Genomic DNA, 15,003 nt, shown 5'->3' on the forward strand with positions numbered 1-15,003 from the left:
CATAACTAACAGAAATGAAACCTGGTGGCTGATAATTTAACTACAACAACGAACAAACAAATGAATAAAAAAGGAACAACCTAATGCCTTACGTGTCTGGAAAAACAATGATCAAAGAAGCGTGGAACAATGGCTACGCTATCGGTGCATTCACGGCTCACAACTTAGAAACGATTAAAGCAGTATTGTTGGCAGCTCAAGAAGAACAGTCGCCAATCATGATTCAGATTGGTCAAAAAGCAATTAATGAAATGGGCATGAAACCATTGCGTGATGCAGTAGATTCACTGATTCAACATCATCAAATTTCTGTTCCAATCTGTATCCACTTAGATCACAGCCGTAAATTCGAACAATGTATGGAAGCAGCGACACGTGACTTCCAATCGCTAATGTTTGACGGTTCAGCGCTTCCTTTAGAAGAGAATATCCGTATCACTAAAGCGGTTGTTGATGTTGCTAATGCCTTGGGCCTTGGGGCTGAAGGTGAGATCGGTAAGATTGGTGGAACAGAAGATGACATCACCGTTGATGAGAAAGACGCGATGATCACTACGGTCGAAGAAGCATTAGATTTCTCTGAGCGTACAGGTGTTGACTACTTAGCTGTCTCTATTGGTACTGCTCACGGTGTATATAAAACAACACCAGAGCTTAAGTTTGATCGTTTGTCAGAAATTAAAGAAGCTGTGAAAAAGCCGATCGTATTGCACGGTGGTTCAGGCGTACCTGATGACCAAGTAATGGAAGCGGTTAAGCGTGGCGTAGCAAAAATAAATGTCGATACTGAATTACGCCAAGGCTTTATCCACGGTGTTCAAGCACATTGGAAAGACAATGAAAAAGACTACATTCTTGCTGACGTTATGAACACGGGTATCTCTTCGATGAAAGAAGTTGTACAACACAAAATTCGTCTGTTTGGTTCAAACGGTAAGGCATAGATTGTCACTTATGTGACATAAACCCTACAAAAACGACACATTATTTATCTGTGTGAAAAATATCACGGTTCTAAATTATTAACTGAGTTATCAATACACACCCAATAAACCGTGTGTCGTTTTATAAATAGACCAATAATAATTATTATGGTGATTCTATGTTAAGAGCCATTGAAAAAGCATTGAATACGATAACAACTCCTCTCGCTAAGTTGCTCCGTCATACGGCCGGTATCTTACTGCTTTTGATGACTGTGATCGTAGTAGCGCAAGTGCTGTTCCGTTATGTATTCAATGTTCCATTAAGTTGGACGGATGAATCTTCTCGATTCCTGATGATCTATATGACTTATCTGTGCCTGCCATTCGTGTACCTAACCGATAAAAATATTGCGATGACTTTTGTGACTGAAATTGTCGAGAAGAAGTCCCCTCGTTTCTTCGCTCTGTTATCTCTTTTAGGTCATATCGCAGCGATTCTTGTGTTCTCCGTTTGGATTAAATTCGGTTGGACGTTCTTCAATACAGGTTCGGTGATGGCAGACAGTTTGCCTATCCAAATGTACTTCGTGTACATCGCACCACCGGTCATGATGGTTGTGACTATGTTGTACGCGCTACAAAAAAGTGTTGCTTGCGTGCGCGCCATCCTGGGTGACTTTGAAGATGTATCTCAGACAAGTAAAACCGCAGAGATGCTGGAATCTTGTCAAACAGAAGATGATTCAGCTGATCAAGAAGAACAGTTTGAATTGAAATCTGCGTCATAAGGAGTAGGACATGGTTTCCCCAATTTTCTTAGTATATTTTCTTGCGTTATTGATTGTAGGTGTCCCTGTTCTGTTCACTCTGGGACTGTCACCAATCATCACACTGTTTCAAAATGATCAAATGCTGTTTGCTAACATGCTCTATCAGCGTTTGTATTCGGGGCTAGACAGCTTTTTACTTTTAGCTCTGCCGTTTTTTATGTTAGCTGGCGAATGCATGACGGCCGGTGGCATCACACCACGTATCATTGCTTTTGCTCAAACCATGGTTCAGCACCTTCGTGGCGGCTTAGGGCACGTGGTGATTCTTGCTGCAACTATTTTCGGGGCGCTAACTGGTTCTGCGGTAGCGGCAACTTCTGCGATTGGCGGAATGTTAATTCCAGAAATGAAAAAATATAACTACGACACCGGCTATTCAGCAGCACTGACTGCGGCAGCAACTGTGTTAGGCAATATCATTCCGCCTTCTGGCATCATGCTTATCTACGCGTTTGTGATGAACACATCGGTTGCTGCGATGTTCCTAGCGGGTGTGACTCCAGGCATCATTTTCTGTATTGGTTTGATGCTGATGAATCGTTACCAGATTCGCAAGTACCCGGCGGTACAGCCAATGGAGCGTGCACCGGCAATGGAGCGTCACCAAGCGTTCAAACTCGCGATTCTTCCATTGATGACACCGGTTATTATTTTAGGCGGTATTTATGGAGGCATATTCACCCCAACAGAAGCGGCAGCAGTTGCAGTGGCTTATGCTATCTGTGTGTCTTTGTTTATCATTCGAGTAACCAATGTAAAAGCAACATATGCACTGTTTGCCAAAGTCGCGGTAAACGCAGCGTCTATCTTAATTATTGTTGCGGCCGCGAGTGGCTTTGCTTCACTCATCAGCTTGTCTGGTGTATCGAACATGGTTGCAGATTTTATGAACGGTATTACGGACAATCCGTACTTACTCTTCGCAATTATTAACGTTCTATTGTTCGCTATCGGTATGTTCTTAGATGCGGGCCCTGCAATTCTAATTTTCGCTCCGATATTTGCACCAATCATGATCAGTGCAGGTATCGATCCAGTTCACTTTGGTGTTGTGATGTGTGCAAACCTATCAATCGGTTTAGCGACACCACCAATGGGCTTGGTTCTGTTTGTCGCATCTGGCGTTTCAAAAGTATCTGTTTCTGAAATCTCAAAGAAGATAATTCCATTCCTAGTTGTAGAGATGGCTCTTATTTTTGTTATCTCATGCTTCCCTCAATTAGTAATAGGTCTCCCTCAATTATTTGGGATTATGTGATAACCGATAATAGATTAAATATTTTTAATAACATTACTAACCAATAACGATAGAAATGCAGCACTTACTTATGCTGTAAATAAACCCTACACTGGTAAATATTATGAAAAAAACAATAATCAACTTAGCAACTGCCGCTGCATTATTAACATCAGGTGCAACATATTCAGCAACTGAATTTAATGTGGTTCATCTAACTTCACCTGAAAGCTATAACCACCAATCATTATTGGTACTTAAAAATCACCTAGAGACACGTTCAAATGGTGAAATTAAAGTGAAAATTTACGGGTCAGGTCAATTATGTGGTTCAGGTAAAGAGTGTATTGCGGGCGTCCAAGCTGGCATGTTTGACTACTTCCCAACGACAGTTTCTGAGATTGCTTATTACTGGAAACCGGCTGAATCATTTGACCTTCCATACCTACTACCGAATGACCGCGTGGCTGAGTGTGTTTACGGTAATGATAAGTTCATCTCTGACGTTCGCGGTAACGTTCTTAAAAAGGCTCCAAACGTACGCCTAATGATGGTTGCGAACTCTGGTGGCTGGCGTAACTTTGCGACAACGAAGAAGCCAATCAAAACCCCTGAAGATGTAAAAGGCATGAAGATTCGTACGGTTCCTGCAAAAGTACAGCAAGATTTGGTTAAGCAGCTTGACGGCTCACCAACACCAATCGCATGGCCAGAGGTATACACAGCACTATCTACGGGTGTTGTAGAAGGTACTAAGAACGGTATTGTTGATATTATTCAAAGTCGATTCCATGAAAGCCTAGATTACTTAACATTAGACGGCCACGCTTACATGGGCGGTGCATGGCTAATGTCAGATATGAAGTTTAAATCACTTTCTCCTGAATTAAAGAAAGTTGTACTTGATGGTATCCAAGCACAGCAGCAATATCTGATGTCTTACCCTAAACATAATGAATACACGTCTTACGAAGAGTTCAAGAAAGCGGACGGCGAGATCTACAACCCAACCGCTGCGGAAAAACAGGCGTTCAAAGATGCGACTCAACCGGTTGTTGATAACTGGGCAAACAATGCAGATGCTGAAGGCAAACAGTGGCTAGAACGTTTCCAATCTGAAATCCAGACCTGTGAAGCTCAGATCAATGCTTCTTATGAAGTTTCGATGAAGTAACCCCAGTTTAATTTAATAAATATCTTATAGAGCGATACTTGGCTTCTATGTGAAGTATTGCTCTTAAATCATGTCGTTTTAACTGTGAGATTAATATGATCAGAGATAAAGGTAACCTGACAGCCAAAGCAAATAAGATAATTTCAGGTCTTGGTGGTGTCGATAATATCGTCGAAGGGCATATTGATAATTGTGCTACTCGATTACGTATACAAGTGAAAGATATTGAAACAGTTAATGAAAGCTTATTGCGACGACAAGGTGCTCTCGGTTTTATCCGACTACCAGATAATCATATTCAAGTTGTATTTTTGAATGTTCATGTTATTGCCGATGAAATAAGAAAAATATCAGTGCAGTAACACATTAATTAGTTAATAAAAATAAAATAAATAGACAGGCGGTAGTTTAATGCTTAAGCCTGGCAGTAAAGTCATATCTAAAATAAGCTCAAAAATAAAAATAGAGCGCCATAAGTAAAAAGGAAGAACAATGAGCGACAACTACGGAATCCCTAAAGTAGGTTTAGGGTTGTGGAAGATTGAAAAAGATCAATGTGCCGAAACGGTTTATAACGCGATTAAAATTGGTTATCGATTACTTGATAGCGCATGTGACTATGGTAACGAGAAAGAAGTGGGCCTGGGTATTAAGCGCGCGATTGAAGATGGCATAGTGAAGCGTGAGGATCTTTGGATAACGTCAAAGCTTTGGAATACCTACCATAAGAAAGAACACGTGCGTCCAGCTTTAGAGCGCACACTTCAAGACCTTGGAGTGGATTACTTAGATTCTTATCTTGTGCATTTTCCAATCGCACAGCCCTATGTTCCATTTGAAACTCGTTACCCGCCAGAGTGGATCTTTGATCCTCAAGCGGATGAGCCGAAGATGATGATTGAGCCAGTGCCTTTGTTCGAAACTTGGCAAGCAATGGAAGAACTGGCTGAAGCCGGGCTAGTAAAGAACATTGGCGTATGTAACTACAATTCAGGTTTGCTGAATGACTTAATGGCTTACGCAAAGATTAAGCCTAGTGAATTACAAATTGAGTCTCACCCATACTTAACGCAAGAGCGTTTGATTAAGCTTGCGAAAGGCTATGGTATCTCGGTAACAACCTTCTCTCCACTTGGCGCTTTATCGTACCTAGAGCTCAATATGGCAGACAAACTGGAATCTGTTTTGGAGCAAGAAGTTGTAGTAAATGCGGCGAAAGAGCATGGAAAAACACCCGCTCAGGTTGCGTTGCGTTGGGGAGTGCAGCGTGGTTGCACCATCATACCTAAAAGCTCAAAAGTGGAGCGTTTGAAAGAGAATCTTTCTATTTTCGATTTCGAGCTAACAGAGCGCGAAATGGAGTCAATTTCAGCTTTGAACATTAACCGCCGATTCAATGATCCTGGCGATTTCTGCGAAGCTGCGTTCAACCACTTTTCACCAATTTACGATTAAGGGACTAATCATGGGTGTATTAAATAAAATCACAGAAACACTAGAGTTCGAAGTAAGCAATTTTCCAACGATCATTGAAAACGATGGCTCAGTGACAACACTAGCAGAAGCGAAAGCATGGATTGAAGAGCATCGTGAGCACTTGGAAGCAGAGCTACTGTGCACAGGGGCTATTCTGTTTCGTAGTTTCCCTGTTGTTGATGCTGAAAGCTATGATGCATTTTTTGCATCGTTCGGTTATGAGAACTTTACGTATAAAGAGTCATTGTCGAATGCAGTGCGTATCAACTTTACCGAACTAGTCTTCACAGCCAATGAAGGACCTAAAGAAGTTGCGATTAACTTGCACAACGAAATGGCACAAACACCTATTTATCCAAACCGTATTTCATTATTTTGTGAGAGTCCGGCAGAGCAGGGCGGAGCAACCGTATTATGTCGTTCAGATATGATCTACAACGAGCTAATCAAAGTTGAGCCTGAACTAACAAATAAGCTAGAAGAAGTTGGAATTAAGTACACAACGACTATGCCGGGTGGTGACAGTGCTGAGTCAGCACAAGGTCGTAGTTGGCTAAGTACCCTAAGCGTGGACAACGAGCAACAAGCTGAAGCTAAATTGAAAGAGCTAGGTTACACGTGGACATGGCAAGACAATGGTGATTTGTTGGCTCAAACGGGGGCTTTAGCTGGGATCAAAACGGTCGCTGACGGTCGTAAAGTGTTCTTCAACCAAATTATTGCCGCATTTGAGGGTTGGGAAGGCGTTAAAGAAAACCCTGTAAAAGCACTGTGCTTTGGAGATGATTCTGAAATTCCTAAGTCATTTTTAGAGACGATTTCTAAGATCTCCGAAGAGTTGTCATTCGACCTTAACTGGCAAGCTGGCGATGTAGCGCTAGTTGACAATAACCTTGCTATGCATGGTCGTCGTCCTTTCTCTGGAGATAAAAAACGTAAAGTGATGGTTGTTTTGGGGAAATAACCCTTACTTTACTGAGAGGATTTTAAATAAAAATCGCATGGGTGGGGGCCTATGCGATTTTTTGTATTTGGTGTCATTCTATCTGGATGCATACTTGCTATATGCTAGTATCTCTAGCTGCTTAATCTAGCTTGTAAATTCAAAGGACGTCAATTTGAACCTAAGACAGTTGGAAGTCTTTTACGCCATTATGCAGACCGGAACTGTATCTGGAGCCGCGCGCAGCTTGCATGTGTCGCAACCAAACGTGACCCGTATTTTGGCGCACACGGAGCAACAACTTGGGTTTGGTTTATTCGAACGAGTTAAAGGGCGCCTAGTACCAACGGTTGAAGCGAAAACCTTGCTGCCAGAAGCGGAAAAGGTCTATCAGCAACTGGGTCAATTTCGCTCTTTGACCAATAAAGTAAAACAAGGACATCAGCATTTACGTATTGGTGCGCCACCGATTCTGGCGACTAAATTGCTGACTTCGGTGATCGCCCAAATGTCTCGCGAGCAAGAACTCTCTTTTGAGTTGCTGACCGCAAACCGAGATGAGTTGTGTGAAGGTTTACTCAAGCATGAGCTTGATATTGCTATCGCGTTTGGCGATGAAACGCCGCCTGCGATATTAAGTGAAACGCTATTAACTGAATCACTTAAGGTTTTGGTTCCTTCCAATACAGTTGATAATTTACCTACAGAATTAACTCTAGATGATTTGATCAGTTATCCGCTGCCAATCATCGGGCTTGATAGCCGCGATCCATTAGGCCTCCTATTACATCAAAGCCTTATTGCGCGCGATGAGCATTACCACCATCCGATATCTGTACGTGGATACAGCGCGGCTGCGGAACTGGTGAAACACCAAGCGGGCTTTGCGATTGTTGATCCGTGGACGGCAGAGCAATATCAAAATGACGACTCGGTTTGTGTATTTTATTTGCAGCCAGATATCCAATTTTCGGTATCGATGCTTTGCGCAGAGCACACCCCTCAGTCGATTTCCGTTAAGCAATTTATCGCTTCATTGAAGAGCCATACTTACCCTATAACTTAAGGTTATAGGCTCGCCATAAATAGGCATTCGGCACCTTCGAAGTTCTTAATTAAAGTAAATCCATACAAGGACTTATTAATTAGGAATGCTCATGTCTATCGCTCAACCTTACCTTCTTTTTCTTGGGGATGTTACTGACCCACTCGCCGCAAAAACAGCTCGCGGTATTCATCAATGGCGACCAGAAATCTGCCTAGGTCAACTGCGTTTAACGGGGGATACCGTTTCACTGGGCTTAACGGACATGACCTTGCAAGAGGCGCAAGCGCAGGGCGCTAAAACCTTAGTGGTTGGTACCGCAAATCCGGGTGGCGTTATTCCTGATTCTTGGCAGTCAACCATTATGGCCGCTGCAGAAATGGGATATGAGATTGCATCTGGCATGCACCAAAGGTTGAGTGAATTTTCACCGCTTGCTGACATGCAGCAACAAGGATTGACTAAGCTTCATGATGTACGCCATTTTGACGGTGTTCTTAATGTTGGTAACGGTAAGCCTCGTCAAGGTAAGCGCCTGCTTACTGTCGGAACAGATTGCTCGGTAGGCAAAATGTTTTCGGCTTTAGCTATCGAAAAGTCGTTTAAAGAGTCAGGTAAATCCGCTCAGTTTAAAGCGACAGGGCAGACGGGTATCTTGATTGAAGGCAGCGGTATTTCGATTGATGCGGTGGTTGCGGATTTTATTTCTGGCGCAGTTGAAGCGATTACCCCGGATTTTACCGACCACGATTGGGACATCATTGAAGGGCAAGGCTCTTTGTTCAACCCTTCGTTTGCTGGCGTGAGTTTGGGTTTATTACATGGTGCACAAGCTGATGCTTTAGTGCTGTGTCATGAAGTTGGGCGACCACATATTCGTAACCTTCCTCATGCTCAATTACCAAGCATAGAACAGACGATTGAAGCCAACTTGCAAGCGGCACGACTGACCAATCCAGACGCGAAGCTGGTGGGTATCTGCTTGAACACATCGGCGATTAGCATTGAAGATGCTGAGACATTGTGTCAAGAATGGACCACACTCTATCAAGTGCCGGTGACGGACCCTGTGCGCTTTGGTGTACAACATATTACTGATCATTTGCGACATTCACTTTAACGACTTCATCATTTCTACGTTTCCATTTGTTAAAGCGAACATCAACCGAGTGAAATTATGAAGATTACAGCAGAACCCATTACTATCGCGATGCAAACGCCTTTTCGCATCTCTCGTGGCAGTCGAACTGAGTGTCACGTTGTTCGTGTTTACATTGAACATGGTGGCAAACGAGCTCAGGGCGAATGCACGCCTTACCCACGATACGGCGAGTCATCGGAGTCTGTGTTAGCGCAAATCCAACAAGCGTCTAGCGCACTTGAAGCTATGTTTGAACGAGGCGTTACCGATCCGGCAGAGCTAAGAGATCATCTTCAGTCTTTATTGACCGGAGGGGCAGCGCGAAATGCAGTCGATTGTGCGCTTTGGGATTTTGAAGCGCAGCAGAATGACCAGATTTTCCCAAATAGCTTGTTCGAGTTGCCTGCTCAAATCGTGACAGCAATGACAGTCTCGATTGGCGCGCCAGAAGCGATGGCGACTCAGGCTAGAGATTATGTCGCGAATGGGGCAAAACTTCTGAAAGTGAAGCTTGATGGAGAGCAAGTGGTAGAGCGTGTTCGTGCGGTACGAGAAGCTGCGGTAGATGTTCAAATTGTTTTGGATGCAAATGAAGCGTGGACAGGATTGAATCTCGAAGAGTTATTCAATCAACTGGCAGAATTTGATATTGCGATGATCGAGCAGCCGTTACCCCAACAGCACGATGCCTCATTGGCGCACATCAAGCACCCAATACCTTTGTGTGCCGATGAAAGCTGTCATACTACCTCACAGCTCTCATCGCTGTTGGGCAAGTATGAAATGGTCAACATCAAACTCGATAAAACGGGCGGCCTGACTGAAGCATTGGTACTTTCAGAAGAAGCCAAAAGGCTCGGATTTACTCTGATGTCGGGTTGTATGCTTGGTACATCGCTGGCGATGCGTGCAGCTCTGCCTATTGCGGTTCAATCTGAAGTCGTCGACCTCGATGGCCCAGTATTACTTGGTCAAGATGTAACACCAGCACTGACTTATCGAGATGGGATGATTGTTCTTTAAGTTCTTTAAGTTCTTTAAGTTCGTTGAGTCTCGGTTAGTCGATGGACATGACATGAATGAAATCGTATGAGTGAAAACTTGTGCGATTTTTTCGATCTCTAGACCTTAACTTATTAAATCATCGTAGGTTTTGACTGCTTGATGGAGAGTGCTATTCATATAATTTACGTGCGTATTGATAAAGTAATCACGTTTCTGTCGGTGCGGTCACTTTCTATTATCGCAAAACAGACAGCTCAAGCTTTATAAAATAATTGTTATGATATCTTATGTGAAATGTTAATGATTACTCTTCATTTAATAGTTTCACTAAAGCTATTCGATGCAAGCCCAAGTAAGGCTCACGCCCTAACTGATTGAATCATTGACAGTTACTGTTGATTATTTGATGAAAAGAAGGTGGGGCGAGTGAGTAGTTATGTCTCCGAGGTTGTAGAAAATAAGGATAGTTTCGAGCGCCCGTTCTCGATCAAAATTCCACGTCGTAAGTGGTTTGGTTGGAAAGGTATTGAGCTGCGCTTGGTACTTGCGTTAGCCATGCTATCGATGACCACTATCTTCCTCTCAGTTATCTCCAGCTTTACCTTCGATGATTTAAACCAACGTCTTGTTGAGCTAAAGGAGAGTGAAATCCCGGCCTTAGATAATGCCGCTCGCCTTAATGATATGGTGCGAGTGATTATCACAACATCTTCTCAGCTCGGTGACGCTGAATCCAATTTAGAGCGCAAACAGGCGATGCTCAAAATTGAAGAGGCTATATCAGTAATGAATAGCGTTATGGTTCAATTTCCTGATTATCACGCCTACTTTAAAGATCTTATCGCCCAAGTTAATAATAGTCTGAGCCTGTTGTATCAAAGTGAGATTGAGTCAGAACAACTCAATCAAGAACTTCGTAATTTGCTTGAAGGCTTTTATCCTCTATTGCAGCAAGCCAGTGACTCACTTGATAGCCTACCTGAGTCTGCCAAAGATCAAATCCAGTACACACAGCTCAAGTCTCTGCTTTATTACCAATTAGGCTTGGTCGAAAAGCTGTATAACGATTCCAGTTTTAATGAACTGGATTACACCAGTTACCGACTCGAGCAGGTAGGAGAAGAGTGGTGGAAGCTCTGGGTCAGTGGTGATTTAAGAAGTGACTTTCCTCAATTAGATCATCAACTCACGGTGATTTATAACCTCGCCTCAAGCGATAGCAGCTTGTATGGGATGAAAAACAAAGCGCTCGATCATCTTTATCAAGAGCAATACTTCCTAGAAAACAGCCGTGAGCATCTCAATCAGTTAACCGTACAGATCGAACGCAACACCAACCAAGTGAACAGTAATATTGACCTATCGATTCAGCAGGCGCAGCAATCTTTGCAATCTAACCAGCGCCTCTCTCTTTTTCTCTCTTTATTTAGTGTATTAGCTGCCGCTGCTATTTCATGGTTCTACGTGCGTAAGAGTATTTTGGAAAGGCTTTTACAGCTTAAAGACAATATGTTCGCGATTTCTACCGGCCATTTAGATACCGAAGTATCCATTCGTGGCAAAGACGAAGTGACGCAAATGGCTAAGTACCTGAAGGTGTTCCAAACCACGGCCAAAATCGTTAAGCAAACCAATCGCAAACTGGAGGCTGAGGTTGAAGAGCGCACCTTAGCCGAAGCTAAATTGCGAGTGACTCAAGATGAGCTAATCCAAGCCGGAAAACTGGCTGCGTTGGGACAACTAAGTGTCGGGATCACGCACGAGATCAATCAACCTCTGACGGCTGTGAATAGTCACGTTCGAAGCGCTCAGCTTTGGCTAGGTAAAAATAGACCAGATAGAGCCGAAGATAATCTTAAAAAGATCGAAGTCCTACTAGGTAAGGTGGCGGCAATCACCCGTCACTTGAAAGCCTTTTCACGTAAGAGCGATGGCAAGATTGATAACGTAGAACTGGAGAAGGTGATTGGTGATGCAATTGACCTGTTTGAAACCAGGCAGAGTCGGGTGTTGATTCATTATTCGCCACAAAGTGATCAAATGGTTCGAGCCAACAGCATACGATTGGAACAAGTGCTGGTGAATTTGATCAGTAATGCTCTGGATGCCGTTGAACATAGAGAGCAGCCTCAGCTCTGCATTTCAGCGCAAGAGCACCTGAACACCATTCAGATTTCGGTCAAGGACAACGGACTAGGTATACCCGAAGAAGATATCCCGTATTTGTTTGACCCATTTTATACCCGCAAAACAATAGGCAAAGGACTAGGGCTCGGCCTGTCTATCGCATACAACATAATAAAAGACTTTGGCGGCTCGATTCACGTGGAATCGGTTGAACACCAAGGCACCACCTTTATCGTCACTCTACCAAAAGGCACAGGCTCATGATTTCAGACAAACACATAGTTCTTATCGACGATGAAATAGATGTCGTCGAAGCCGTGAGCGAAATGTTAGAGCTAGAAGGTTTTAGTGTCACCACCTTCACTGATCCCAACCTTGGCCTAAAGTCGCTTAAAGCCAACAGTCAGACTGTGGTGTTGTGTGATGTTCGTATGCCGAAAGTGGACGGTTTGACGTTGTTGAGCTCAATCCAACACCGTGCCCCGAATGTACCCGTTTTATTGATGAGTGGCCATGGCGATATCCCAATGGCGATCGAAGCGATGAAGCTTGGTGCTTTCGACTTTCTGGAAAAACCGCTTAATTCGAGTGAGCTGGTGGAGAAGCTTGATTTGGCGATTACCCAATGTCAGCACAATTGCCCTTCAACCTCGGATGGCGATGAGCAAGAGGAGCTACCGATAGAGTCTGTGGTTATTGGCCAATCAAAAGCGATGGATACGATACGTAAGCAAGTACTCGCTTTAGCACATACTGGCGTCGATACCATTATCAATGGAGAAACGGGAACGGGTAAAGAGGTGATAGCTCGCGCTCTGCATCAATTTAGTCGTCGTAAGACTAAACCATTTGTCGCAATTAACTGTGGCGGCATGACAGAAAGCATTATTGAGAGTGAGTTGTTTGGCCATGAAGCGGGTTCGTTTACTAGCGCGAACAAGAAGCGTATTGGAAAAATAGAACAAGCCAATGGCGGGACTCTGTTTCTCGATGAAATTGAGAGCATGCCGATTGCGGTACAAATCAAATTGTTGCGCGTGATTCAAGAGCGAATGATTGAGCGTGTTGGTGGTAACGAGTTGATACCTGTCGACATCGTCGTGGTAGCCGCTAGTAAAGCTGATCTCGCGAGCTTGAGTGAGTCTGGAGAATTCAGAGCCGATCTCTTCTATCGCCTTAACATTGCGAGCTTAAACCTTCCTGCATTGCGTCAAAGAAAAGAAGACATTCAGGTGCTGTTTCGCCATTTTGTGATTCAAGCGAGTCATAAATACAAGACACGTCCTTCGACGATTTACCCGGAACAAATTCAGCAGCTATGCCGACATGAATGGCCGGGCAATGTGCGTGAACTGCGTAATGTCGCTGATCGATTTGTGTTGGGTATCGTCGGTGATGGCTTTGATCTTCAATCGCCAATTTGTGAAGCATCCGGAGAAGATTTCGCTTTTGAAAAGCAGATGGAGCAGTACGAACGAAATGTTCTGACTGAAGCGCTAATAGAAAGCGCGGGTAATATTAATGAGGTATCAAGTAAGCTGAATTTACCGCGTAAAACTCTTTATCGAAAAATGAAGAAACACCAGTTGGATAAAGAGAGTTTCAAGGTCTAGCTGGTTCATTAATTCGCATAGTAAAAACACAAGACAACAATGACCCATTTATCATTTAGTCGAATGATTAACTGTTTCAAGTGATTGTAATAAAAGAGCTTTAACATCTGGCACAAAGCGTGCAATCCCTACATTGTGGCGTCAGTCCACATGAGGTTATTCGGTATTGAGTCAAAAACATATGACAGCTATCAACACTGAATGATCGAACAAAGGACATTAGAAAAATAATTGCTTGTTGCAAGGAGATACAAACATGAAGCAAATACTGAAAGGTTCGATTGCTCTGATACTCGGTATGAGTTCAATAACGGCATGGGCCGCTGCAGAACCAGCAAACTTAGGACCTCGTCCCCTCTTTTTAGTTAACAATATGGATGAGAGCCCTTTGAAAACAAAGCTGCTCAGTTGTAGCGAAGGACCTTTTCATCGTAGCGATTTTTCTATTGGGCATCGCGGAGCTGCTATGCAGTTTCCTGAGCACACTAAGGAATCCTATTTGGCGGCGATTCAAATGGGCGCTGGTGTCGTCGAATGTGATGTGACCTTCACCAAAGATAAGGCGTTGGTATGTCGTCACTCGCAAAGTGATCTGCACACCACGACCGATGTATTAGCGCATCCAGATCTTGCTAAGAAGTGCTCAACCCCGTTTATACCAGCTAATCCAGCGACAGGCGAAGATGCTAAGGTTGAGTGCCGTACTTCTGATTTCACGCTGGCTGAGTTTAAGACGCTCAAAGGTAAAATGGATGGGGCGAACCCAAAAGCCACCACGGTTGAAGAGTACATGAACGGGACTCCAGGTTGGAGAACCGATCTTTACAGCCAAAGTGGCACACTGATGACACACGCAGAAAGTGCAGCACTGTTTAAAGAGCACGGCGTGAAGGTCACTCCTGAATTGAAATCGGCAGCAGTCGACATGCCTTTCAATGGATTTAGCCAAGAGATGTATGCGCAGAAGTTGGTGGATGAACTGAAAGAAGCGGGTTTCAAGCCTTCTGAGGCTTACCTGCAGTCATTCAACTTGGATGATGTGAAGTACTGGATCAATGAAACGCCGAAGTTCGGCAAACAAGCGGTTTATCTTGATGACCGTGTTTACGAACAAGCGGACTTTGTCGCGTCTGTTGAGAACATGAAAGAACTGCACGATGCGGGTGTGAATATCATCGCACCACCTCTGTTTGCTCTGGTTGATTTAGACGAAAACAACGAACTGGTTGCGTCTAACTACGCCATGCTTGCTAAGGATGCAGACCTCGACATTATCGCTTGGACACTGGAACGTTCTGGCCCGCTAGCGCAAGGCGGTGGTTGGTATTACAAGAGTGTGAAAGATGGTATCAACAATGATGGCGATATGATGAAAATGCTTGATGTGCTGGCACAAGATGTTGGTGTGATGGGCGTATTCAGCGATTGGCCTGCAACGGTAACTTATTACGCAAACTGCATGGACAGCGACGCTTAGGTTCTTCTG

13 protein-coding genes are annotated in these 15,003 nt (G+C 43.8%); all 13 read left to right on the forward strand.

The window, feature by feature from the left end; genetic code table 11:
• Positions 1–83 precede the first annotated feature (83 nt).
• Positions 84–944 carry a class II fructose-bisphosphate aldolase gene (locus tag MSG35_RS05150; RefSeq protein WP_248383172.1) on the forward strand — a complete coding sequence of 287 codons (861 nt, stop codon included), beginning with the start codon at positions 84–86 and terminating at the stop codon, positions 942–944.
• Positions 945–1,102: 158 nt separating this feature from the next.
• Positions 1,103–1,714, forward strand: a complete 612-nt coding sequence (locus MSG35_RS05155; RefSeq protein ID WP_060981079.1) for a TRAP transporter small permease — start codon at positions 1,103–1,105, stop codon at positions 1,712–1,714.
• A gap of 10 nt (positions 1,715–1,724) precedes the next feature.
• A complete protein-coding gene (locus MSG35_RS05160) occupies positions 1,725–3,014 on the forward strand; it encodes a TRAP transporter large permease (RefSeq protein WP_060981080.1) in 1,290 nt (429 codons plus the stop codon).
• A gap of 103 nt (positions 3,015–3,117) precedes the next feature.
• The gene (dctP, locus tag MSG35_RS05165; protein WP_248383174.1) at positions 3,118–4,167 is read left to right on the forward strand and encodes a TRAP transporter substrate-binding protein DctP; all 1,050 of its coding nucleotides are present in this window, start codon (positions 3,118–3,120) and stop codon (positions 4,165–4,167) included.
• 95 nt (positions 4,168–4,262) lie between these two features.
• Entirely contained in the window at positions 4,263–4,529 is a 267-nt protein-coding gene (locus MSG35_RS05170) for a PTS transporter subunit EIIB (RefSeq protein WP_248383176.1), read from the forward strand.
• A gap of 130 nt (positions 4,530–4,659) precedes the next feature.
• Positions 4,660–5,622, forward strand: a complete 963-nt coding sequence (locus MSG35_RS05175) for an aldo/keto reductase (protein WP_172378332.1) — start codon at positions 4,660–4,662, stop codon at positions 5,620–5,622.
• A 10-nt stretch (positions 5,623–5,632) separates the two neighbouring features.
• Positions 5,633–6,607, forward strand: a complete 975-nt coding sequence (locus tag MSG35_RS05180; protein WP_248383178.1) for a TauD/TfdA family dioxygenase — start codon at positions 5,633–5,635, stop codon at positions 6,605–6,607.
• Between the two features lie 154 nt (positions 6,608–6,761).
• Positions 6,762–7,652, forward strand: a complete 891-nt coding sequence (locus MSG35_RS05185) for a LysR family transcriptional regulator (protein WP_248383179.1) — start codon at positions 6,762–6,764, stop codon at positions 7,650–7,652.
• 91 nt (positions 7,653–7,743) lie between these two features.
• Positions 7,744–8,751: an N-acetyltransferase DgcN gene (gene dgcN / locus MSG35_RS05190; protein ID WP_248383181.1), complete on the forward strand. Its 1,008-nt coding sequence runs from the start codon at positions 7,744–7,746 to the stop codon at positions 8,749–8,751.
• Positions 8,752–8,808: 57 nt separating this feature from the next.
• Positions 8,809–9,795, forward strand: a complete 987-nt coding sequence (gene dgcA / locus MSG35_RS05195; protein ID WP_248383182.1) for an N-acetyl-D-Glu racemase DgcA — start codon at positions 8,809–8,811, stop codon at positions 9,793–9,795.
• 399 nt (positions 9,796–10,194) lie between these two features.
• A complete protein-coding gene (locus tag MSG35_RS05200; protein WP_248383183.1) occupies positions 10,195–12,168 on the forward strand; it encodes an ATP-binding protein in 1,974 nt (657 codons plus the stop codon).
• Positions 12,165–13,517, forward strand: a complete 1,353-nt coding sequence (locus tag MSG35_RS05205) for a sigma-54 dependent transcriptional regulator (RefSeq protein WP_248383185.1) — start codon at positions 12,165–12,167, stop codon at positions 13,515–13,517. The genes MSG35_RS05200 and MSG35_RS05205 overlap by 4 nt, the downstream gene beginning before the upstream one ends.
• Before the next feature lie 256 nt (positions 13,518–13,773).
• Positions 13,774–14,994 (forward strand): glycerophosphodiester phosphodiesterase family protein, encoded by a 1,221-nt coding sequence (locus tag MSG35_RS05210; RefSeq protein ID WP_172378326.1) that lies wholly within the window; start codon positions 13,774–13,776, stop codon positions 14,992–14,994.
• Positions 14,995–15,003 lie beyond the last annotated feature (9 nt).

Source organism: Vibrio sp. 1CM23M (genome assembly GCF_023161755.1).
Lineage (GTDB): Bacteria > Pseudomonadota > Gammaproteobacteria > Enterobacterales > Vibrionaceae > Vibrio > Vibrio coralliirubri.